Source organism: Aceticella sp. 75b-Ac (assembly GCF_056032965.2).
The window spans coordinates 198,904-221,901 of the sequence record NZ_CM190971.1 but is presented as its reverse complement, the minus strand read 5'-3'; the positions used below and the strand labels follow the sequence as shown (position 1 = coordinate 221,901).

Genomic DNA, 22,998 nt, shown 5'->3' with positions numbered 1-22,998 from the left:
TCCTCACATTAGTTTTTTAAGTACGTTCCTCCAATTCACCTTCAATATCTAAGTAAACTTCTCTCAGTTCATTTTTAAGTTCCTCAGAAGGCTGCCACATGTCTCTTTCAATGGCTTCAAGAAGGTTTTCCACAATGTTCTTCAAAGCCCAAGGATTTTCTTCCTTAAACCATTCCTGCATATCCTCGTCCAACGCATATTTTTTTGCCAATTCCTCATAAAGCCAGTCATCCAATACCTCTGCCGTTACATCCCAGCCAAAGGCAGTTTCCACCATATGCGAGAAATCTCCCGCTCCTTTATATCCATGCCGTTTCATGCTTTCTATCCATTTTGGATTAAGTATACGTGCACGGAATATATGACGCGTTTCTTCTTCGAGTGTTCTCACTTTAACCCTATCAGGGTCCGAACTATCTCCGCTATACGAATGCGGCAAAGAGCCTTTGAGAGCTTTTACTGCTGCCACCATACCTCCGTGATATGAATAGAAATCATCGCAGTCAAACATATCTAGTTCTCTGGTATCTTCATTTTTAACAGTGGCATCCACAGAAGCCAATCTGTCGGAAAAAACATCTTTCGCTTCAAGACCATAGGTATCTCTTGTATATACATAACCACCCCATTTAACATAAACATTGCACATGTCTTTTTCATCTTTCCAATTTTTAGATGTAACAAGGTCGCTTACACCAGCTCCGTAAGTTCCCGGTTTATCACTAAATATACGCCATAATGCTTCTTCTTTTGCTTTATTAGAGTCAAGCCCCTTTGAAACCTTATCATTGATTTCTTCTCTTACATGTTTCGCAACATAATTCATATCATCGGGTTCATCAAGTGATGCTACCATCTCCACTGCTTTGTCTAAAAGGTGCATAACATTCAGCATGGCATCTCTGAACATTCCGCTTACCCTGAAGGTAACATCAATTCGGGGTCTTCCAAGTTCTTCAAGAGGAATGACAGATATATCTTTAACCCTTCCGCTTTTTTCATCCCACACCGGTCTTACACCCATGAGATAAAGGGCTTCTGAAACATCGTCTCCTCCTGTTCTCATGTTGGAAGTGCACCATACGATAATCCCTATCATTTCCGGATAAGCATTCGTTTCTTCCATATATTTTTGCAAGAGCGAATTGGTAAGCTCGACACCAATTCTCCAGGATGAACGTGTGGGCATCGCTTGTGGGTCTATAGAATAGAAATTTCGTCCGGTAGGAAGAATATCCACCCTCCCCCTTGTTGGAGCACCCGAGGGTCCGGGCGGTACAAAATCTCCCCCAAGGGTTTTAATACAATTTTCAACCTCTTGTGTAGTGCCTTTAAGAGCCGGTACGACATTATCACTTATAAACTCCATAACCTGCTCCAATTTTGCCGTATTTTTACCAAGAATATTTGTTAAAATATCTTTAATTTTATTCCTATCAAAACCTTCTTCATAAAAAGCTTTTATAAGCTTTTTACTCTTTTCATCGATAACATCAAGTATCTCCGCATATGTAGCAGAAATCTCAGGAGAATAAAACCCGGGGTTCTTTATTAATTCCTCATAATCATAACCTAAAAATTCGGCAAGTGTTTCTCTTAATGATGGAACTGATCCATTAGAAAGGCGCGTTAAGGCAGATATCATCTCTACGAGGGGTTCTCCCTCGGGAGGCTGACCCAGTATATGCAACCCGTCCCGAATCAAGCAATCCTTAATATCATAGAGATAAGAATGAATCTTTTCCAAAAATTCCTCCCAGTCTTTTTCCGCTTCTTCTTTTGTTATTTTTAAATCGCTATCAAGCTTTGAAACCTCAACTTTTTCCCATATCAGACTGCGTAAAATCGTAAGTTTCCCGGGATCCATGCTTTTAGCTTCATTATATTCTTTGATGAGCACCTCGACATCCGCCATTTCTTCATAAGTGTCAGCTCTGGTCATAACTGGTATAAGGTGGTCAATGATGCAGGCATGAGAACGGCGTTTAGCCTGTGTTCCTTCTCCCGGATTGTTTATAATGTAAGGATAAACGTTGGGAAGGTCCATAAGAATTAAATCCGGATAACATTCTTCCGAAAGACCGTTCCCTTTGCCAGGAAGCCATTCCAAGGAACCATGCTTTCCAATATGGTAGACAATATCGGCTTTAAAAACATCCCTGATCCATCTGTAATACGCCAGATAATGATGCGGTGGAGGCAAATCAGGACTATGATAGATACTTGCCGGGTCCTCTAAGAAACCTCTTGTAGGCTGAACCCCTATAAAAACATTACCTAATAGTATACCTGGAATCAAAATATTTTCACCACAGGAAAAAATCTCTCCGGGTGGTTTGCCCCAGCTTTTTTCCAATTGTTGTTGCGGTAATAAAGGAAAATTATCAAACCACATTTCATATTCCTTATTATGCACCTTCCCTATAGCCCTTTTATTCATCTCTTCTGAACTCAGCCACCCTCTTTCATTTGTCAATCCTGATAACATTCTCTCCATTAATGCCTTTCCGCTTTCGGGAATATCTTCTACCTTACAGCCCTCGTTTTTCATCTCCACAAGTAATTTGTGCACACTAACAGGTGAGTCAAGTCCAAAAGCACATCCAATCCTGTCATTTCTCGGCGGATAATTATGAAATATAATAGCGATTTTTTTATCGCAATTTGGTTTATGACTTAGCTTTGCCCAATTAAGTGAAAGAGAAACAACCTTTTTTATTCTGTCTTTTATCGGAACATATTTGGTCATAACTGCTCCTGTTAGAGGATCCCTTTCAAGCTCCTCTCTCGTTGCAATAGGAACAGTAATAATATCACCGTCAAATTCAGGAAGCGCCATGCTCATAACTACATCCAGAGGTCCGAATCCTTGTAAACTATTTTTCCAATCAGAATAAGGTGTCATGGTAAGAATAGCCTTTATGATAGGTTTGCCAAGCCTTTGATAAAAATTCCCCCCTGGTACCCTGCTAAATGTCGGTGTGGCAACAGTCTGTGAAAACATAAGAGTGTTTATAACAGCATCAACAACTGCTATACCGTTTTGCATAAAGTAATTATCAATTACCCATTCAATCCCTTTACTGCCAAGCTCGTCATTTTTTGATGCAGTTAAAAAGACAGGAATAACTGCACCACCTTGATTTTCTATCTCTTTTATTAAATTATCCATAAATTCCAAATTTTCTGCATTCCAGTAGCTTTGATAAAAAAGGATTCCTATGACTGGCTTTTTCTCATTTAATTTTTCCTGTATAAAAGTTTCAGGTTTAATTTCATCTCGATAATCAGGATGATATATTCCTTCCCATGGAAGAGGTTTAGGTTCTATAACAGAAAAACTGGTATTTGAAATACTATTGGAAATCCATAGAAAAAGATTCTCAAAATTTGAAGCACCGCCATAACTAACGTAATGATAAACCTTGAAGTATTCTTCTTGATTTAATGTTCCCATTTTAAGGAGTTCCTGATAGTTTTCTCCCGAAGAAGGTAAAACCGCTATTTCTATTCCTTTTTCCCTACCTATCTCACAAATCTTATTAACAGAAGGTAGCGAATCAGTCCCTCCCATTAGATGAATTATTATCATATCTGAACCCAAGGCTAAATTTATGAGGTCTTTTTCTTTTTTTAAGTCATCAACATCTCTTTTGCTTCTAGCAGCTAAATTAACGCTATCACCATATTTTGAATAAATATTTCTTACAGCACTACTCACGTTTGATAATTCCGTATCAATGGCAGTATAAAACAATATTTTTATCGCCATATAAAATCCTCCCTTTCATCTTTTGCCTGTTGCTTCTGCTATAATCTCTTCAAAAGCCCTTATTATATTCTTCATAGAATTTCCTCCATTATTTTCTATCTCTACTCCTTCTATATCAAGAATGTTTTTAAGCTTTTCTAAAATTATAGAAGCTCCCCATATGGCTTCATCCTCATTTAGAAGTCCCCATTCCATCTGGTCCAGTAAATGAATATAAAGAGATGTTAAGGTTACAAGATTATTTTCTTTTTCAAGGATTTGAAGATTATGTATAAACAAGGCTTTTTCTGTTTTTGCTTTGTTATTTTTTTTCATGTACGTATTCCAGAGACTATCTTCGCTTACGCCATATCGTTTAAAACGTTTCAATATGCTATGTTGGTATTGAGGAGAAAGTCCCGTTTGCTTATACAGAGCCTCCTTTACCGCATCTTTTACGACAACGCCTATTAATTCTCCAAGTTTAGAATGTTTACCCGCATTTTTTAATAAAACAGGCGATTCAGCATTGCAAACAATAATAGCGTTGTCAGTACCTGAACCTGTTGCTATCCCAGTAGAATAATTGCTTCCTGCCATTAGTTCTTGAAGAGCCGCCGTTTTAGCTTCAGTACAGGTAATAAGAGCTCTCGCCATGGTATATTCAGGAAGGTTTGCGTCTATTATAAGAATAATATTTATAGTCCCGTTTATTTTGCAAATTTCTCCGTCTTTTTCATAATAGGAGGAAGGATCTCCTGCCCTTCCTCCGTTAACCTCTACCCCTCCTGTTACAATAGCAGTAACTGTAACTTCATTGAAATTTTTAACTTTAATTGATACATTTTCCATTGAGGCTGCTGTACTCATACCTGCTGTATGTTCCTTATCGAGACCAAGCTCTTCCGCTATTAACATCATGTGTTCTTCATAGGTTGGAGCCCTCAAAACACATGCCATGCCTGCTCCTGATTTCCCATCATGGTTAAAAATAGATGTAAGGTCCTCCCTAAATCCTCCATTTATACATGAAGTACTTAAAACCTTTCTGTTACCCTTAAATACCACTACAATGCTTTTAGCATAGTTATGAACCTGATCGGCGCATGATGTTTCAAATATCATCATAATCCATTCCCTCCTGTATTTTTATTTTTCAGGAAGCTTTTCAAACTCTTGCAACTTATGTCCGGTAAAATCCTTAGGATGAAATATTGCCGCTAAATCAGCAATTACCTGTTCAGTCTTGTCTAAATCTTGCCAGTACTGAGGCTGAAGGCACCAAACCTTACCCTCTTTTATAGGCTTTATATCTTTTAAAACAGGAGCTTGCTCAACCAACTTGGAAACTGAGGGCATGTAAACTGTTGAAGCTGGATAGATTAATATATCCGCATTGTTGGCTCTTGCATAAAACTCTTCCAAAGTCATGGTAACATTGCCTGTTTTAGTAGGTTGTACATCTTTGAAAATATTATCTCCTCCAGCCATATCTATCATTTTTGCAACATATGAACCTCCTGTCGGAACATAAACCATCCCTTTATAAATTTGACCCCATGCTACCTTCGGCTTATTTTCTTTTGGAACCTTATCTTTTATTTCATTGATTTTTTTCACAGCATTGTTAAAGAAATCAGATGCTTCTTTATCTTTGTTATAAAAAGCCGCAAGGAACTTTATCCATTCAAGCCTAGCGATTGGATCGTTCTCAAGCCATTCATTATCGACGGCATAAGGTACTCCAAGTTCTTTCAGCTTTTTAGGAAAATCCTCTGTACCTGCCATACCTGACTGAGTATACAAAAAGACTACGTCTGGAGAAATCTTTGTTATCTCTTCATAGTTTGGTGCCGAATTCTGACCCAAATATTTAATGCTTCCATTCTTGAGTCCTTGTTTTATTTCATCGATATACCACTGATTTTCCGGTGTTGTAACACCGACTACCGTATTCAGGACACCTAAGGGACGCAAAAGTGCAGCCTGTGTTGTTGAAGCTGTAATAACCTTTTTTACTGGTGTATAAATAACCGGTAAATCCTTGTACTTATCAGGAGCCTTTTGTCCTGAAGATACAAGAAGCATTTCTCTTCCGTCACCGTCAGTAACCTTTTTTATGCCGTCAGATATACTCTCAATCTTGAAACCCTTTGCATACTGAACAGTTATTGCAGACTTCGAAGCCGTTTTCTCTTGTGTCTTTTCCTGTGTTTTACAGCCGGTTAAAAATAAGCCTATCAAAAATGTAAACAACATGATAATTGAAATAGTTTTTTTCATTATAACATTTAACTCCTCTCTTCATAAATTAAATTTTAAGTTTTTGATTAAATATCTTTATCTTCTGTTGATATGCTTTTATGGTTCCGGATAAGCCCATATGCCTTTCATGGGTATACCAAGCCATTTTTCAAAATACTCCTTTAAAACCTGATCGGGATTGACATCCTTAAAGCGGTCAGGATAAAACCATTTAGCAAGATAAACTGATTCAATAAAATTACCTAAATTTGAGATATTTATAAAGTACATATGATTATTCTTAACTGCATCTGTTTTATTCAAAACAGGATCTTTTTTAATATCATTTGCTAATTTCATAACAGCAGAATTATCATTTGTTGTATAACCTAATTTATCACAATACACAAATAAAATATGTTCCGGATTTTTTGCTATTAACCATTCTCCACTTACATTCAGCATACTTGAAGAAGATTTCAAATCGGCTGCTATGTTATTTACGCCTACAAATTTTAATACCTGAGCATAAGAAGAACCTGGCGGAAAGGTTGAATATTTTCCTTCTTTAAAACCACCCATTAAACTCAAACATGCTATTTTAGGTTTTTCTTTTTCATCTATATTTTTTAAACCATTTTCTATATTCGACAAAATTTCATTTCTCCAATTCAAAAATTCAATAGCTTTTCCTCCACGATTAAAAAGTAAAGCAGTTCTTTTTAAATCTTGCTCATATGTTTCTAAATAATAAAAGTCAATACCAATAACCTTTATTCCTAATGCTTCAATCTTTTTCCTTATATCTTCTGAAGGATATTTACCATATGTTAGAACTGCCTGAGGCTTAAGCTCTGCTATTTTTTCCAGATCAGGACTTATCCAAGAACCAACAGATACTTTATTATTAAGACCTAAATAAGGCTTCTTTTGAATCGTATCACTTACACCTACTATAAAATCGTCAGGTACCTGCAATATCCTCATTGCTTCAGCTATATTGGTATTTAATACAACTACTTTATTCAAACCGGATGCAGGTACTGTTACATCATTCCCCGTTGAATCTTTTATCTTAACATTCCAAGTCACTACTGCCTTAAATGCTGTATCATCCCACTTCACGTCTGCACCGAAGGCTTCTACAATAAATCTCAATGGAACGATTGTCCTGCCCGATAAAACGACAGGTGCAACATCAAGGGTTTTATTTTTGCCATTTACAACAGCTTCATTTTTGCCAATGGTTAATTTTATACTGACATCTTGACCTTGTATTGTAACAGTTTGTGCAGCATCATCCCAATTTACAACTGCACCGAGATTCTCAGAAAAGAGTCTTGCTGGCACCATTGTCCTGCCATTTTCTATAAATGGCGAAACATCCCCTGTATTTATCTTTATACCGTTTAGATAAACCTGTGTCTCCTGTGACTTGGCTGTATCTGCAAGTCCAAAAGCAGGAAACAATGACATTAACAAAACAAAAATCATTAGAAAGCAAATCTTCTTTTTCACTATTAACTCCTCCATAAATTTCATAATACGTTAACAAACTCCGGTTACAGCCTTTTACAGTCATAACCGGAGTTTTAAAACATAAATCTCCCTCATATACCGTTCCCTCCCCTCCGAAGGCCAGTTTAGCATTCAGGCAGGTCTCCTGGCTCTGATATCATCCTACTCCCATTCCTTCCCGGTTTCCCAGTGGAATTAATACGGTTTCGTCCTTCATTACAGTAGCAGGGGCTGCAGCGGATTTTCACCGCTTTCCCTATCAAGCTTTAAAAGCACCTGAAGCTCTTGTTATTTAATTTTGCCTTTAATTAATTTTAAACTATAAATTACAGTGTTGTCAAGTAGTTATCAATTTTGTACCATTAAATTTTTATTTTTAATACAGTATCCTTATATCACCAACTTTCTTTGTAAGTTTTATAGAATCAAAGTATTCAAGAATACCTACTGCATATTTCCGGCTTGTTTTTAATAAGTCTCTATATATTGCAAGCGTTATCTCTTTATTTTCTTTAAGATAATTTGTCAAAATATCTTTTGCCTTCAAGAAATTATTTTCAGTTAAAAATATTTCTTCATTTATTTTAATAAGTCTACCTTCATTTGTCAAATACTCAAATACAGCAGCAACCTTTTTATAATCCGGAAATTCTGTTGGTTTTGGCACATTATATCCTGCATTTTCATATACCTTCATAATTTCATTTTTAATGGTTTCTTGTTCAGGTGTTAGAACTATATTATAACCCCATAAGGAAACAAATTGTCCTTTGATTTTTATAATTTTTTCTTCTACCATTAATTCTACAATAAATTCGTTTAAATTACTTTTAAAATCTTTAAAAATCTTTGATTTAAATTCCTCTTTTGGCATGCCTTCTCTTAGAGGATTATTTTTATGGTACTGTGCTAAAATATTTTTTGCATTTTCACATACCTTATTAAAGGTTTCCTTATGATATAAATATATAATGCCGTTTTTATTAAGTTTGATAATTGATGGGTTACTATTTATAATTTTTTCAAGATTTGAAATCCCGGCTATTCTTTCAATTTCACTGAAAGCCACAGGTAAAATAGAATTTGAAATTTTCTTTTCTATTAAAAAATCCATACCAAATTTTTCAATTTTTTTCAATTCCTCTATAACATCATTTTTAAATCTTTTGTGTTTTAACGGGTTTGAAACAAGGATTATTCCACCACCTATTGTTATCATTGGTGAATATGTTCTTATTACAAAATAATCTCCATTTAAAACTGAAACATAATTTTCAAGCAAAATCTGCGCATACGCATTTTCTCCGGCTTTTAATTCACTTTTATCAAGAAGAATAATCCTTCCAATTGTTTCGGAAGCACCTGTATAAAACCTTATTCTGTCCCGATTTTCTATTATTTTAGAAGATTTTAATAGTGATAACCTAACATCGATTATATTTGATGGTTCAATTGCGCCGGGCGGTGCAATAACATCGCCTCGTTTTAATTTATCGGTATTAATATTTGCGAGATTTATAGCAGTTCTTTGCCCTGCATAGGCCTCCTTAACATCCTTATCATGTACCTGTAAATTTCTAACCCTGCTTTCAAGCATATCAGGATAAATCATAACCTTATCGCCGATTTTAATCATGCCTGAAACTAATGTACCCGTTACAACAGTTCCAAAACCTGCTACAGAAAAAATTCTATCAATTGGGAGTCTATATATGCCCTCCCCTATTTCTTTTTTAAAATTTTGAGCTTTTTCATCAATTAGTTTAATTAATTGGTTTATTCCTTCTCCTGTCAGAGATGATACTACTGCTACCGGAGCATCTTTTAAAAAAGTATAAGAAAGCCCCTTTTTAATATCATCCTTCATCATATTTAACCATTCATCATTTACCATATCACACTTTGTTATAACAACTATTCCGTTTTTTATTCCTAAAAATGATAATATATCTATATGCTCTTTTGTTTGAGGCATTATACCTTCATCTGCCGCAATTACAAGCAGTACAATATCTATTCCATAAGCACCTGCAAGCATGTTTTTTATGAATTTTTCATGACCGGGAACATCAATTATTCCAGCTCTTATTCCAGAAGGAAGGTCAAAATATGTAAATCCCAAATCGATTGTCATTCCTCTTTGTTTCTCTTCCTGCAACCTATCAGTATCCCGCCCTGTTAATGCTTTTATTAAAGCTGTTTTACCATGGTCAACATGCCCTGCAGTACCAATAATTATGTTTTTCAATGTTAACCCTCCGTTATTTTTTTAACTGACTTGAAAATGATATCATAATCATCCTCTAATAGGGTCCGTACATCAAGGATTACTGCATCAGAAACGATTCTGCATATTATTGGTATATCCCCTGTTCTAAATTTATTTTCAATATCATTTGAACTTAAATTATCTATTTCAATTTTTATACCATATGAAGGAATATCCTGTTCAGCCAGTGCACCTCCACCTGCCATTGAAGATATCTCAATTATATCAGTTTTAACTTTGTTTATATTGGAAAGAATATCTTTAAGTTTAACCGCCCTTTCGTATAAAATATCCTTATTTAGTGTTAACATCTTCAATGTAGGTATAATCTTCTCAGGCTCATTATATAAATATATTCTCAATATATATTCTAATGTGGAAAGACACATCTTGTCGACCCTTATTGCTCTTGTCAAAGGATGTTTTTTCATCAAATCAATAAAAGATTTTTTCCCTACTATTATACCTGCCTGCGGACCACCTAAAAGCTTATCTCCGCTAAATGTAACTATATCCATACCTGCTTTAACTACTTCCTGCACTGTTGGTTCATATGGCAACCCATATTTGCGTAAATCAACTAATACACCGCTCCCCAAATCCTCCATAATCGGTATGTTATACTTTTCAGATATCTCTACCAATTTTTCTGTAGAAACCTCTTCCGTAAAACCTACTAATCTGAAATTGCTAGTATGAACCTTTAATATAAGACCGGTATTCTCATTAATAGCATTTGTATAATCATAATCATGTGTCTTATTTGTCGTACCGACCTCTTTTAATATTGCTCCGCTTTGCAACATAACATCAGGAATTCTGAAAGAACCACCTATCTCAACAAGCTGACCTCTTGAGACGATAACCTCTTTCCCTTTCGACATTACTGAAAGAGAAAGAAGAACTGCTGCAGCATTGTTGTTAACAACAAGTGCAGCCTCTGCCCCTGTAACCTCACATAAAAGCTTCTCAACAAGAGAATATCTTGAACCTCTTTTCCCATTTTCAATGTTATATTCAAGTGTAGAATAATGTGCTGTTACTTCCCATAAATTTTTTATTAATTCATCAGGAAAGATAGACCTTCCGAGATTTGTATGAATAACAACACCCGTTGCATTTATAACCCTTTTTAAATTACAATGAGTATTTTTTGATAAATATTCCAAGATTCGCTTGACTATTTCCTGCTTATTTATTGTTACTTCAATATTATGAGATATTTTATCTCTATAATCACTTAAAACCTGTCTGATTATTTTTACAACATAATCATGCTTATAGTTTTCAAGAAGTTTAATTATATCATTTTCTTTCAAAATTTCATCAACCGAAGGCAGTTTCTTAAATAAATTGTTCAATATTTTTTCCTGGTTCAAAAAAGTTTACAATACTTAACAATAATTAATTAATTTTTGTAAACCCGGCCTCCCCATGACCAGGCTTTACACCTCCTTAAAATATTTTTACTGGGGCGACAGGGAGACCTTAGTCCCGGGAGTCCCACCCGGACGGGAGAACGGCGCTTTACGGGCGCAACTTGCGTTGACCGTTAAGTGAGGCTACTGCTCTGCCTCCCGCGATCTGCTAAATGCGACCTGCCGGTTGTTTCCGTACTCCGGCTAAACGGGGTCACCTACTTGATAAAGCAAGATGCTTCAAGTCGCACCAGACGGATTGAAACGATTCCTGTTTAAAACGGGTCAGACCGTTGTAAGTAAGAATCTTTTCGTCCAGTTTCTTGAAGAGCTGCTTCACCTTTCGGGTCATCCCTCTTCCTTCCCCAGGCAAGGAATTTGCCTTTTGATTCAGCTTCTCTTTAAAAACTTGAATTTTCTGCTTTAATTCATTGGTAATACGCTCTTTGAAACCTATTGCACGACGGGCTATTACCAATGCTGCGGCATGGTGTATTATTATGCCATACTTCTGCATGTACTTCCAGTAACCTATGGTTGACGTGTGTGCCGGCCAAACCTGCTTTATACCTACTCCTTCCTTGAAAGCCCTGCGTATGACAGCTTCGACCATCTTCTTAAAAGGGAAATTGGCTGCCATGCGGTTGAATTTTTTGTTGGTATCCAGGCGGTCTTTCCCGAACTCCAGCTTTTCTTGGGCTATGGGTTTACGTAAAGCTTTGGCGATGTCTACTACTACCTTGGCTAACACACCGACTAAGTACGTACGTCGGAAACCACGGCTTTCTGCCAGTTCAGGTATCTTGATATAAAGAAAACCATTTGGATGCACTGTTACCTGAAACTCTCCAGCAAACTTGTGCAGTGCTTTTGGGTATGGTACGTTAAAATTCTTTGTCCATGGTTCTGGTTGACCGGTATAACCGACATTGGCAAGTGCTATACCGTCAGGATTGGTATCCATACCTAAATATCCATAGTCGGGATTGGTTGCTAAATCAGGTGGTGTTAAGACGAAACTGATATGTACCCTGTACTTAGCATCCTTGCCTTTGATAAGTTCCACAGTATAAGGTGCGCCGGATAAAAGTAACTCATACACCTTTGAACGGTATTTATCCGGCAACCAGAGCCTTCCTTCTACACGGGGCGCTCTGGTCATTATGGGTCTGCCTTTAATATCCGTACCTTTTTGCTTAGACAGATGAGAAATGGTCACTGATAAGAAGAATTCTCTGTGGGATAAGTTTATCTTGATGTTCGGGTTGCCGCCTTTGGTCTTGTCACCACGGGAATATAACCTATCTTGACGTGCCTTACGCCATTCTTCTATCGAAACCTTGCCTTTGCAAACTTTCTTCCACAAAGAACGACCACCGAAAACTACTGTTGGTATGGTGCTGTTGTCCTGATGAGAGAGCAACACAGATAGTTTGTCAGATAATTTTTTCACTCTGGCTCTGCGACCATGTACGGTATGCTTGAATTTCCCGATTTTTGCCGAGTCATTTTTCTTAATGGCTTCGTCTAAGGTTTTTTCTGCCTGTCTGAGTTTCTTTTTTGCACGGGCTAATTTTGTTTTTGTTTCTTCTATTTCCAGCTTTAAAAGCTCTTTTTGGGATTCGGTTATAGCTTTAGCCTTCAGTATGGCGTCATCACAGCATCGTGAATTTAAGCCAAATACCTGCTGACCTTCTTTTTTTAGTTCTTCCCGTGATTTATCTTCTTGCAGCCGGTTGAACGCCCAGCGCGTGCAGGAGCAGAACAACCGCATCTCGGTGTTTAGTGGGTCCTCCATCCCACGGCTCCACTTTTGAGAACGGAAAGCAGGAAGAAAATCCGGGAAAAATTCGCCGCAGACGGTATTTTTACCATCGTCAGGGCTGTACGATTTATTTTTGTTCTTTTTCCCTTTCTTCATCTGACTTCACCTCCGTTATCAGTTCTCGGAAACCTTATAGTTAATAATTCCATAAGTTTGTTATATTATATTTATTATATTTTGTCAAGGTTTGTCGGAAATAAGGTAGCTGTTACTCACCTCCTTGTTCTACATGGAACTATTTTACATATATATCATATTTTCCTTTTTCAACAACCTCTCCAACTATTTTGCATCCAAATTTTAACCTTTTATTAAGCCTTTCATAAAGTTCCTGTGCCTTATTTTTATCTACTGATATCAAAAGACCTCCTGAAGTTTGCGGGTCAAATAGCAAATCCGATATGGCATCATCAGCATTTTTTATAAAAAACTTGTTTTTAAGATAATTTTTGTTTCTATAAGCACCTGCCGGTATAAGCCCCATAGCTGCAATTTCCTTAGCTCCTTCTATAATAGGTATTGCATCAATATTAAATACGATACTTACATTTGAACCATGTGCCATTTCATAAGAATGTCCCATAAGTCCAAAACCTGTAATATCTGTGCAGGAATTAACGCCTACATCAACCATAATCTCTGCTGCATCCTTATTTAAATACTTCATTACATCAACAGTATATGAAAAAACATCTTCTGGGCACATTTCTCCTTTAAATGCTGTATTTATAACCCCGCATCCAATAGGTTTAGTTAATATAAGTATATCTCCCGGTTTTGCATTGCTATTTGTAATTACCTTGTCAGGATGTACAATTCCTGTTACACAAAGTCCATATTTAGGTTCTTTATCCTCAACCGAATGACCGCCTGCTATAAAAGCACCTGCCTCTTTTACCTTATCATTTCCACCCCTTATAATATCTTTTAATATATCAAGATATTCTACCGGAAAACATACAATATTTAAAGCAAATACAGGTTTGCCCCCCATAGCATATACATCACTTAATGCATTTGCAGCAGCTATCTGCCCAAAATCATATGGGTCATCTACAATCGGTGTGAAAAAGTCTACTGTTTCAATCACAGCTTTATCTTCATCAACCTTATAAGCAACCGCGTCATCATTTGTATCAAGACCTACTAATAGATTTTTATCATGCGGGATATCTATATGACACAGAACCTGTGCCAAAGCCTCAGGGCCTATTTTTGCCGCTCACCCTGAACTACATGACATCTGTGTCAGTCTTACTCTTTCTATCATATCCTCACCTTCAATCCACAGTAATTTTATCTTTAATCTGTTCAAAGAGCTTTTGTCCAATCCTTGGTACATTCATTATATCATCAATCTTCTGGAATTTTCCATGCTGTTCTCTAAAATCTATTATCTTCTGTGCTGTAACCGCACCAATCCCTGGTAATGAATCAAGTTGTTCTTTTGATGCGGTATTTATATTAATTTTACCATTATTGCCTGCAATATTTACTGATGAATTACCTGTGTTTGAGCTCTGATTCCCTGGATTTTCACCTATTTTTGTTACTTTTATCATTTGCTCATCCTTTACTTTTTCAGCAAGATTTATATTTGAAAGGTCTGCACCTTCTATAACTCCACCAGCCAATTTAATCGCATCATCAATTCTGTCTCCTTCTTTCATTATATACACTCCAGGAGATTTTACAAGACCTGTGATATAAACCTTTAATTCTTTTTTTGAATCAAAATTTTTTATTGTTTCATTATTCCCCTTGGAGTTTTTTGATACACTACTTTTAGACGTAGCCGTTTGTACTTTAATATCCTGCTGATTTTTACTCCTTTCAACTATAAAATATCCTGAAATACATAACGCAATACATATTAAAATAATCACAGCATATTGCTGCTTTTTAGAAAAATTAAACATAGCAACACCTCAATAATTTATTTTTATATTAAATAATTTCTATAAAATTATTTAATTTCCTTTTTATTTTTAAAATTTTTTGGTATACTTTTAGTATAAGTGTAAAATGGAGGCTGTATATACATGAAAAAACCCATTATATTAATTTTAATTCTATTTTTTGCATTAAGCAATATACCCAATGTCTATGCTGTAGAAAATAAACCTGAAATATCCGGACCAACAGCCGTATTAATAGAATTTTCAAATGGGCAGGTATTATATGATAAAAATATGCATAAAAGAATGTATCCTGCCAGCACAACAAAAACCTTAACAGCAATTATTGCAATTCAAAAGGGTAATCTTGATGATATTGTAACTGTAAATGATGATGTAACAAAAATAGACGGTAATTCTATGTACCTTGTACCCGGAGAGCAACTTACCTTAAGGCAGCTTTTATATGCCATGCTTCTTGAATCTGATAATGATGCAGCTGTTGCTATTGCAGATCATATAGGAGGCAATATTAAAGATTTTGCTGAAATGATGAATCAAAAGGCTAAAGAAATAGGCGCAAAAGATAGCCATTTTGTAAATCCAAATGGTCTACCAGACAATAATCATTATTCAACACCCTATGATATGGCTTTAATTGCAAGATATGCTATGCAAAATGATATCTTCAGGCAAATCGTCAGTACTGTTCATTATCAAATACCGCCAACAAATAAATACAATAAAATAAGAGATTTATGGATCAGCAATAAACTTATCAAACCGACAAATTTCCATTATGATGGCGCAGATGGTGTAAAAACTGGCTATACCGTTGTTGCAAAACAGGTACTTATAGCCTCTGCCACAAGAAATGGTCATAGATTAATATCCGTCATTATGGGTGATGAAGGTACTAATATATGGTCAGATACCATAAAGTTATTAAACTATGGATTTGATAACTTTAATCTGGTTAAAAAAAATGATAACAACGAAATAATTACATATGCAACAATAGGTAAGGTAAATTTTAAAGTACCTTTGATTGCTAAAGAGCCTTTTTATTACATAGTTAAGAAGGGTGAAGAAAACAATATAAAATCAGAAATTGTCTTAAATAAACAGCTAAAAACACCAATCGAAAAGGGATCTGCCCTTGGATATATAAAATATAGTTTATATGGCAGTGAAATAGGACGTGTTCCACTATTATCAGGCGAAAATGTTTATAAAAATCTAATGGGGACATATTACAATAAGGATAGGTCAATTGTTCTAAATAGCAATGATAATATAATCAATTACCTGAAATTTATTTCAGGCTTATTAATTTTATTTATTGCAATCGCTATATGGAGAAAAAAAAGAATAAGATCTAAAAGAAATTATATTTTTTCAAAAGATTAAAGAGGGCTTTCCCCTCTTTTTTATTATCTCCTAAATATTTATGAATTATTCTAAACTGCCTCCTACCCTTATTTCATCAAGGTAATTATAAATTGTATATCTGGATACACATAACATTTTTGCAACATAATCTATAGCACCTCTTATAAGAAATGTACCTTTTGCATCAAGAAGTTTTACCATATTGACTTTTTCTTCTTTTGTCATAAAATTAACGGGTTTACCATAATTTTCTATTGTATTATTAACAATATTCTCTAAAACATCATTAACATTGCCACCATAGGATTCAACAGCTATTTCTTGTTCACTATCGTTAATATCACAAAGTTCTTGCAATGTATTTTTTACCATGATATACTCGGAAATATCTATATTTATACATAAACATCCAATTGCTTTTCCTTCCTCATCGTAGATGTAAATAATAGAGGATTTTAATATCTTGCCATCTTTACTTTTACTCTTAAAATTAATCTCCGATTGTGTATTGTTTGCCTTTAAAGCTTTTAAAATTGCCTCTGGAATAGGACTCCCCTTCTCCTTACCGGTTATATTCCCATTTTCAACATCTAAAACCGAATTTTGAAAATTGGAAAAATCATACAGAATAACCTCGCAATTTCTTCCAAAAGTTTTTGCAATACCTTTAACAATTGGTACAATACCTCTTAATACAGGATGTGTTTTCTGCGGCATTTTGATCCCTCTTCCTTATAAAAAATATAGATTAAAATTATTTAAACATTAAATAATTTTTGTAATAGTATCCTTATGAAAAACCCCTCGTAACCAGAATAATTACAGGTTCGAGAGGCTATACTTTAACATGATTATACTAATCTAATACAAAATTGTCAAGCAGCACTTCTTTTGCATCTCCCCAAAGTCTTTCAAGAGAATAAAATTCCCGTTCTTCTTTCATGAAAATGTGTACAATAACACCGCCATAATCCATTAAAATCCATCTTGCACTCTTATATCCTTCAATATGATTTACATTTATACCTTTCAAAGCAAGCTTTTCTTCAATCTCATCACAAAGAGCCTTTACATGTGCTGTAGATGTGCCGCTTGCAATAATGAAATAATCCGCAACAATTGTTAATTCCGCTACATAAAGAATTTTAATGTCTATTGCCTTTTTATCAATAAGTATTTTAGCAATTTCCAATGCCATTTTGCCATTTTCTTTATCCAAATTTTAACCCTCCATTTTATTAGTTTTTTATTCAAATAGTATGGTTATACCTCCATTAAATTCCATCCCCAAATTTAATAATCATTTCATTACGCGCCTGCACAGTCTTCTCATATAAAAGCATATTTCGTTTGACAACAGAAATGATTGTATTATTTAAAGCCATAATAACAGCCTTATTGATATCTTCTTCCGCTGCTTTTCTTAAAACCTCTACTCCATCAAAATTTCTTCCCGGTTCTATGTAGTCTGCTAAAAAAATGATTTTATCCAATAATGACATGTTGATATCTCCCGTTGTATGAAGTGCAACAGCTTTTTTTATATCCTCATCATCAATGCCAAAATACTCTTTTAAAAGGCAGGCACCTACAGGTCCATGCAACAAAGAGACAGAATGCCTTAATACATCATTAAGCGGTATATAAAACCTTACTGCAAGTTTCAATAGTTCTTCATCAGTTAAGTTCTTTGCACAGTCATGTAAAAGTCCGGCAATTGCTGCCTTTTTCTCATCTGCTCCATATTTTTTGGCAAGCTTTAATGCTGTTTCCATTACCCCAAGGGAATGTTTATATCTATTTGTATTTATAAGATTTTTAAGCTTATTTGCGTATTTTATCAATGCTTGATCCATTTAAACAATCACCTTTTTTATATAAGTTGCATTTTTCAATATATCTTTCTACAGATTCCGGTAAAAGATATTTTATGGGTCTATTCTCATATACGCGATTCCTTATATCTGTAGATGATATTGCAAGTGAAGGTACTGTAACTTCATATACATCCTTTTTATATAGCTTTTTTATATAATCAAGTTTTCTTTTGATTGAATCTTGACCATATCCCGGTCTTGTGGCAGCTACAAAATTACACAGCTTCAGCAATTCATCGGAGTTCCTCCATGTTAAAATCTCCAATATAGCATCTGCTCCTGTTATAAAATATAATTTCGATTTGCTTCCATATACGTTTTTTAATTCTCTAATTGTATCTATCGTATAGGTATAGCCTTCCCTATCAATTTCAATTGTTGAAACTTCAAAATATGGATTAGTAACAGTAGCTAATATTGTCATCAGATACCTGATTTTTTTATCTGTCACTTTCCGTCTAAATTTATGGGGAGGATTTCCAGCAGGCACAAAAATAACCTTATCCAATTTGAATCTATCTCTTACTGCTTCAGCTGTTACAAGATGCCCATAATGTATTGGATCAAAAGTTCCTCCCATTATTCCCAATTTTAAATTTTCTTTTAGCATCTACGGATGTCCCCCAAAATAATTATATAAGTATTATACTATAATTACTTTTTATACACAACCATATAAAGGTAACTTCAGAAAAAAATGATGGCTTATTAAACCATCTTAATCATAAAACTCAAATTCAAAATTTCTTATATTAATAACATCACCATTTTTTAATCCTGATTTTTTAAGTTCATCTATAATACCACTTTTTCGTAAATTTTTCTCGAAATACCTTAAGGAATTTTCATCTTGTAGGTTTACCCTTTTCAATAGCCTGTCAATTTTTGCCCCACTTAAATAATATGTGCCATTTTTAACTTCTATATCAAGAGTTTCAGCTTCTTTTGGAATTTCGTATATTATCACATCTTCTACATCAGGATTTATTTCTTCCTTCATTCTGTCTAAGAATTCAATCACTTTATCAAGTAAAGGTTCTATCCCTTCACCTGTTACAGCGGATATCTTGAAAACTTCTAAACCTTTTAAGCTTAATGCTTCAGTAAATATTTTGCAATTCTCCTGTGCCCCTTCAATATCTATTTTATTCGCTACTACAATCTGGGGTGTTTTTGTTAATTTTTCACTATACAGTGCAAGTTCGTTATTTATCTTTTCAAAATTTGAAACAGGGTTATTCCCATCAGCTCCTGAGATATCTACTATATGAAGTATCAGCTTAGTCCTTTCTATATGCCTTAAAAAATCGTAGCCCAATCCTTCTCCTCTATGAGCTCCCTCTATCAATCCTGGTATATCTGCCATAACAAAGGATTTTCCTTTATGTTCTACTACTCCTAAATTAGGAGTAAGAGTAGTAAAAGGATAATTGGCAATTTTAGGTTTTGCTCTTGTGCATGCAGCAAGCAGTGTAGATTTACCTGCATTAGGAAATCCAACAAGTCCAACATCTGCTAATAGCTTTAATTCCAGTCTGACCCATAGTTCTTTCCCTTCTTCACCACTTTCAGCAAATCGCGGTGTTTTCATTGTTGATGTAGCAAACTTAGCATTACCCCTTCCACCTTTGCCGCCTCTTAATACAATAGCCTTTTGACCTGATTTAACAAGGTCTGCAATAATTTCACCTGTTTCATCATTTATTATAGATGTACCAATAGGAAGCTTTATATAAAGATTTTCCGCATTTCTCCCATATTTATTATTTCCTTGACCATTTTCCCCATTATCTGCAATATATTTTCTCCTATACTTAAAATCCATAAGTGTAGACATATTAGGGTCAGCTATAAATATAATATCTCCGCCTTTACCTCCATCGCCTCCGTCTGGTCCTCCATATGCTACATATTTTTCCCTTCTGAAAGAAATAACACCATTTCCGCCATTACCTGATTTTATATATATTTTTGCAGTATCTATAAACATAATATCACCTGCCATTTCGTCTTTTTTATTATTTCCTTATTTATATTTTATATTTTTGCCTTCGATAAACTCCATAATCTCATCTAAATCATTACTCTTAAAGATATCCTTTTCAATTTTAAGTGCATCTATTACTTTATGCACATAATCTATTATTTTATCCGGGTTTCCAAGCTGAGCATAACCCAGTATAACCTGAAGGTCATTAAGATAATCATGCCTTTTTTCACTGATATATTTAAGCAATATTTCAACATTCCTGTTGTCCATACTTTCATCCCCTTCATGACTTTTTAAAAAGTATATCCATATAATAAGAAAAATCCTGACTTAAGCCAGGATTTCTTTTCTCTCAGCATAAACGCTTACCTGTTTTTTGTCACGGCCTTTTCTTTCAAAGGTCACATAACCATTGGTAAGTGCAAATAATGTATCATCCTTACCTATACCGACATTTGTACCGGGGTGAATTTTTGTTCCCCTCTGTCTAACAAGAATATTGCCTGCCAGCACAAACTGTCCATCGCCTCTTTTAACACCAAGACGTTTTGATTCACTGTCACGACCGTTTCGTGAACTGCCAACACCTTTTTTATGAGCAAATAACTGCAAATTCATCATTAACACCTCCTATCACTTATCTTTATATATTCAGGATAAACCCTCTCTATATCCTTCAATCCAAGAATCATCGTTTCGATAATTGCCGTAACCTTTATTGAATCTCTTGCATCACCGTTATTCTTTACATATACTACCATATTCCCATCATGAATCTTCTTGCTTATTTCGACTGTTGGTAGATTTTCGATCCCTAAGACAGCTGTCTGTGTCACTGCCGCAACAGCGGCACATACAATATCTTTCCCATATTCATCATATCCGGCATGTCCTTTTATTTCAAACTTATAAACGGCATCGTTGTTATCTCTGAAAAATTTAGCTTTAATCATAACCCTAAACTATTTTTTCTATCTTGACTTTTGTATATGGCTGACGATGTCCCTGCTTTTTTCTTTCATTTTTCTTTGGCTTATATTTAAATACAGTAATCTTTTTGCCTTTACCATGCTCAAGCACTTTTGCATCCACTTTTGCATTTTCAAGGAATGGCTTTCCAAATTCAACATTCCCATCTTCTTTTGCAACAGCTAATACCCTGTCAAAGGAATAAACATCACCTTCTTGACAATTAAGCTTTTCTATTACAAGAACATCTCCTTCTTGAACCCTGTATTGTTTTCCGCCTGTTTCAATTATTGCGTACATATGGCACCTCCCCTTAACCAGTCTCGCCGAAACCAAGGTAAAATTTAAAACCCGTTCCGAGCGGCTACAATAAATATATTATCATAATAATATATAATTGTCAATTATACATCATATTCGATAATAAAATCACTATCATTTGTTATCTTATCAATAAGAGGGACAATTGTAACCTTATGGCTTATTTTATATAACTCCTTTAATTTATAAGTTTCTATAAGATTATTTATATGCTCATTACACTTAATATAAATTTTAGATGCATTTGTATTATTGCATATTCTATCAATATTTCTTTTTATTTTATACACTATCCAATCATTTGATAGTATATATCCATTACCCTTGCAATAGGGACATTTTGTAATAATATTTGTGCTTACTTGTGACCTTACCCTTTTTCTTGTCATCTCCAATAACCCCAGTTGTGTAAATCCCAGTATATTACACTTTGTCCTGTCATTTTTAAGTTGATATGCAAAAAAATCCATCAATTTTTTCTTGTCAAGTTCATCCTTCATATCTATAAAATCAATTATAATTATCCCTCCTATATCTCTTAATCTCAACTGTACAGCAATTTCTTTTGCAGCCTCCATATTTGTTTTTAAAATCGTTTCTTCTAATGAAGATTTGCCAATATATTTTCCTGTATTAACATCTATTACGGTTAAAGCTTCCGTCTGATCAATAATTAAAAACCCACCACTTTCAAGCCATATCTTTTTCTTTAAAAGATTATCTATCTGTTTTTCAATACCATATAAACTTATTAAGTCTCCTTCTTCATATTTAAAAATACCCTTTTTAAAATTCTTATCTTTTATATATTTAAGAATATTCTTATATTGTTCTTTGTCATTTATTATGACTTCATCTATATCCATTGTATACATATCCTTGATATATTTGATAATAAAATTTTGTTCTTCATATAACAATGCAGGTGCTGAAACCTCTTTATACCTTTTTAGAATATCTCCATATAATTCTAAAAGATTATTCATATCATTTAATAAATTTTCTTTTTCTATTCCTTTGGCTGCTGTTCTCATAATTAACCCGGAATTTTCAGGTTTTATATCTCTTGCAATCTCATAAAGCCTGTTCTTTTCATTTGTATCATTTATTCTATGGGATATGGCAATATAATCTAATCCCGGCATAAAAACCATATATCTTCCAGGCAAAGAAATATTTGTCGTAGCCCTTGGGCTTTTACTTCCAACAGCTTCTTTTGAAATCTGCACCATTATTTCCTGTCCAGGTTTTATTATTTGGGTTATTGATGTAATATCATGTTTCGTATCATCAATATAAAGTGCATCATCGACAAATAAAAAAACATTTTTTTCACTGCCAATATCAATAAATGCAGCTTGCATTCCTTTTAATACATTCTGTACCTTCCCTTTGTAAATATAGCCAAGTATGCTCTTGTCATTTTTTTTATTAATATGATATTCCCTTAATATATTATCATCTACATATGCTACCTGATTAAAATATTCATTTACATCAATTAAAATTCGTCTCAAAAAATCACC

General features: G+C 34.5%; 20 protein-coding genes and 1 riboswitch. Of the genes, 1 reads left to right on the top strand and 19 read right to left on the bottom strand.

Annotation, left to right across the window (positions count from 1 at the left end; genetic code table 11):
• Positions 1 to 16 precede the first annotated feature (16 nt).
• The 9 genes from cobN to AC0LWJ_RS01075 all read right to left on the bottom strand — a co-directional run bounded on the left by cobN (position 17) and on the right by AC0LWJ_RS01075 (position 14,944).
• Positions 17 to 3,772 carry a cobaltochelatase subunit CobN gene (gene cobN / locus AC0LWJ_RS01115; protein WP_474237186.1) on the bottom strand — a complete coding sequence of 1,252 codons (3,756 nt, stop codon included), beginning with the start codon at positions 3,770 to 3,772 and terminating at the stop codon, positions 17 to 19.
• Between the two features lie 15 nt (positions 3,773 to 3,787).
• Positions 3,788 to 4,879: an adenosylcobinamide amidohydrolase gene (locus AC0LWJ_RS01110; protein ID WP_474237187.1), complete on the bottom strand. Its 1,092-nt coding sequence runs from the start codon at positions 4,877 to 4,879 to the stop codon at positions 3,788 to 3,790.
• Positions 4,880 to 4,900: 21 nt separating this feature from the next.
• Positions 4,901 to 6,034: an ABC transporter substrate-binding protein gene (locus AC0LWJ_RS01105; protein WP_474237188.1), complete on the bottom strand. Its 1,134-nt coding sequence runs from the start codon at positions 6,032 to 6,034 to the stop codon at positions 4,901 to 4,903.
• 78 nt (positions 6,035 to 6,112) lie between these two features.
• Positions 6,113 to 7,513 carry a stalk domain-containing protein gene (locus tag AC0LWJ_RS01100; RefSeq protein WP_474237189.1) on the bottom strand — a complete coding sequence of 467 codons (1,401 nt, stop codon included), beginning with the start codon at positions 7,511 to 7,513 and terminating at the stop codon, positions 6,113 to 6,115.
• Positions 7,514 to 7,631: 118 nt separating this feature from the next.
• Positions 7,632 to 7,808, bottom strand: a riboswitch (cobalamin riboswitch).
• Between the two features lie 81 nt (positions 7,809 to 7,889).
• Positions 7,890 to 9,761 (bottom strand): selenocysteine-specific translation elongation factor, encoded by a 1,872-nt coding sequence (gene selB / locus AC0LWJ_RS01095; protein WP_474237190.1) that lies wholly within the window; start codon positions 9,759 to 9,761, stop codon positions 7,890 to 7,892.
• A gap of 2 nt (positions 9,762 to 9,763) precedes the next feature.
• Positions 9,764 to 11,143, bottom strand: coding sequence for an L-seryl-tRNA(Sec) selenium transferase (gene selA, locus AC0LWJ_RS01090; RefSeq protein ID WP_474237191.1), 1,380 nt, complete (start codon positions 11,141 to 11,143; stop codon positions 9,764 to 9,766).
• A 271-nt stretch (positions 11,144 to 11,414) separates the two neighbouring features.
• Positions 11,415 to 13,121 carry an SSO2105 N-terminal domain-containing protein gene (locus tag AC0LWJ_RS01085; protein ID WP_503031452.1) on the bottom strand — a complete coding sequence of 569 codons (1,707 nt, stop codon included), beginning with the start codon at positions 13,119 to 13,121 and terminating at the stop codon, positions 11,415 to 11,417.
• A gap of 139 nt (positions 13,122 to 13,260) precedes the next feature.
• Positions 13,261 to 14,295, bottom strand: a complete 1,035-nt coding sequence (gene selD / locus AC0LWJ_RS01080; RefSeq protein WP_474239655.1) for a selenide, water dikinase SelD — start codon at positions 14,293 to 14,295, stop codon at positions 13,261 to 13,263.
• A 10-nt stretch (positions 14,296 to 14,305) separates the two neighbouring features.
• The gene (locus AC0LWJ_RS01075; RefSeq protein WP_474239654.1) at positions 14,306 to 14,944 is read right to left on the bottom strand and encodes a helix-hairpin-helix domain-containing protein; all 639 of its coding nucleotides are present in this window, start codon (positions 14,942 to 14,944) and stop codon (positions 14,306 to 14,308) included.
• A gap of 123 nt (positions 14,945 to 15,067) precedes the next feature.
• On the opposite strand from AC0LWJ_RS01075, the gene AC0LWJ_RS01070 reads away from it, so the two are divergent.
• On the top strand, positions 15,068 to 16,333 hold the full coding sequence (locus AC0LWJ_RS01070; protein ID WP_474239652.1) for a D-alanyl-D-alanine carboxypeptidase family protein: 1,266 nt from the start codon (positions 15,068 to 15,070) through the stop codon (positions 16,331 to 16,333).
• 45 nt (positions 16,334 to 16,378) lie between these two features.
• Here the strand turns inward: AC0LWJ_RS01070 and AC0LWJ_RS01065 are convergent, their stop codons facing one another.
• The 10 genes from AC0LWJ_RS01065 to AC0LWJ_RS01020 form a co-directional block, all read right to left on the bottom strand.
• Positions 16,379 to 17,032 (bottom strand): helix-turn-helix transcriptional regulator, encoded by a 654-nt coding sequence (locus AC0LWJ_RS01065; RefSeq protein ID WP_474239650.1) that lies wholly within the window; start codon positions 17,030 to 17,032, stop codon positions 16,379 to 16,381.
• A 139-nt stretch (positions 17,033 to 17,171) separates the two neighbouring features.
• A complete protein-coding gene (gene rsfS / locus AC0LWJ_RS01060) occupies positions 17,172 to 17,513 on the bottom strand; it encodes a ribosome silencing factor (RefSeq protein WP_474239657.1) in 342 nt (113 codons plus the stop codon).
• 76 nt (positions 17,514 to 17,589) lie between these two features.
• Entirely contained in the window at positions 17,590 to 18,171 is a 582-nt protein-coding gene (gene yqeK / locus AC0LWJ_RS01055) for a bis(5'-nucleosyl)-tetraphosphatase (symmetrical) YqeK (RefSeq protein ID WP_474239648.1), read from the bottom strand.
• A complete protein-coding gene (nadD, locus tag AC0LWJ_RS01050) occupies positions 18,140 to 18,802 on the bottom strand; it encodes a nicotinate-nucleotide adenylyltransferase (protein WP_474239646.1) in 663 nt (220 codons plus the stop codon). Before nadD ends, yqeK begins: the two co-directional genes overlap by 32 nt.
• A gap of 108 nt (positions 18,803 to 18,910) precedes the next feature.
• Complete coding sequence (gene obgE / locus AC0LWJ_RS01045; protein WP_474239644.1) at positions 18,911 to 20,182, bottom strand: GTPase ObgE; 1,272 nt, start codon at positions 20,180 to 20,182, stop codon at positions 18,911 to 18,913.
• Positions 20,183 to 20,218: 36 nt separating this feature from the next.
• Positions 20,219 to 20,452 (bottom strand): Spo0B domain-containing protein, encoded by a 234-nt coding sequence (locus tag AC0LWJ_RS01040; protein ID WP_474239642.1) that lies wholly within the window; start codon positions 20,450 to 20,452, stop codon positions 20,219 to 20,221.
• A 60-nt stretch (positions 20,453 to 20,512) separates the two neighbouring features.
• Entirely contained in the window at positions 20,513 to 20,800 is a 288-nt protein-coding gene (gene rpmA / locus AC0LWJ_RS01035) for a 50S ribosomal protein L27 (RefSeq protein ID WP_284679536.1), read from the bottom strand.
• 2 nt (positions 20,801 to 20,802) lie between these two features.
• Positions 20,803 to 21,135, bottom strand: a complete 333-nt coding sequence (locus AC0LWJ_RS01030; RefSeq protein ID WP_474239639.1) for a ribosomal-processing cysteine protease Prp — start codon at positions 21,133 to 21,135, stop codon at positions 20,803 to 20,805.
• A 4-nt stretch (positions 21,136 to 21,139) separates the two neighbouring features.
• Positions 21,140 to 21,451, bottom strand: a complete 312-nt coding sequence (gene rplU, locus AC0LWJ_RS01025) for a 50S ribosomal protein L21 (RefSeq protein WP_474239637.1) — start codon at positions 21,449 to 21,451, stop codon at positions 21,140 to 21,142.
• A gap of 104 nt (positions 21,452 to 21,555) precedes the next feature.
• Positions 21,556 to 22,989, bottom strand: coding sequence for an Rne/Rng family ribonuclease (locus AC0LWJ_RS01020; protein WP_474239635.1), 1,434 nt, complete (start codon positions 22,987 to 22,989; stop codon positions 21,556 to 21,558).
• Positions 22,990 to 22,998: the final 9 nt, after the last annotated feature.

Bases quoted from the DNA above. Each gene is read 5' to 3' on its own strand.
- rsfS (WP_474239657.1), bottom strand. From the start codon at position 17,513: ATGGCATTGGAAATTGCTAAAATACTTATTGATAAAAAGGCAATAGAC.
- AC0LWJ_RS01085 (WP_503031452.1), bottom strand. From the start codon at position 13,121: ATGAAGAAAGGGAAAAAGAACAAAAATAAATCGTACAGCCCTGACGAT.
- cobN (WP_474237186.1), bottom strand. From the start codon at position 3,772: ATGGCGATAAAAATATTGTTTTATACTGCCATTGATACGGAATTATCA.
- AC0LWJ_RS01105 (WP_474237188.1), bottom strand. From the start codon at position 6,034: ATGAAAAAAACTATTTCAATTATCATGTTGTTTACATTTTTGATAGGC.
- AC0LWJ_RS01065 (WP_474239650.1), bottom strand. From the start codon at position 17,032: ATGCCGCAGAAAACACATCCTGTATTAAGAGGTATTGTACCAATTGTT.
- obgE (WP_474239644.1), bottom strand. From the start codon at position 20,182: ATGTTTATAGATACTGCAAAAATATATATAAAATCAGGTAATGGCGGA.
- AC0LWJ_RS01075 (WP_474239654.1), bottom strand. From the start codon at position 14,944: ATGTTTAATTTTTCTAAAAAGCAGCAATATGCTGTGATTATTTTAATA.
- AC0LWJ_RS01110 (WP_474237187.1), bottom strand. From the start codon at position 4,879: ATGATGATATTTGAAACATCATGCGCCGATCAGGTTCATAACTATGCT.
- AC0LWJ_RS01040 (WP_474239642.1), bottom strand. From the start codon at position 20,452: ATGGACAACAGGAATGTTGAAATATTGCTTAAATATATCAGTGAAAAA.
- rpmA (WP_284679536.1), bottom strand. From the start codon at position 20,800: ATGAATTTGCAGTTATTTGCTCATAAAAAAGGTGTTGGCAGTTCACGA.
- rplU (WP_474239637.1), bottom strand. From the start codon at position 21,451: ATGTACGCAATAATTGAAACAGGCGGAAAACAATACAGGGTTCAAGAA.
- AC0LWJ_RS01030 (WP_474239639.1), bottom strand. From the start codon at position 21,135: ATGATTAAAGCTAAATTTTTCAGAGATAACAACGATGCCGTTTATAAG.
- nadD (WP_474239646.1), bottom strand. From the start codon at position 18,802: ATGCTAAAAGAAAATTTAAAATTGGGAATAATGGGAGGAACTTTTGAT.
- yqeK (WP_474239648.1), bottom strand. From the start codon at position 18,171: ATGGATCAAGCATTGATAAAATACGCAAATAAGCTTAAAAATCTTATA.
- AC0LWJ_RS01070 (WP_474239652.1), top strand. From the start codon at position 15,068: ATGAAAAAACCCATTATATTAATTTTAATTCTATTTTTTGCATTAAGC.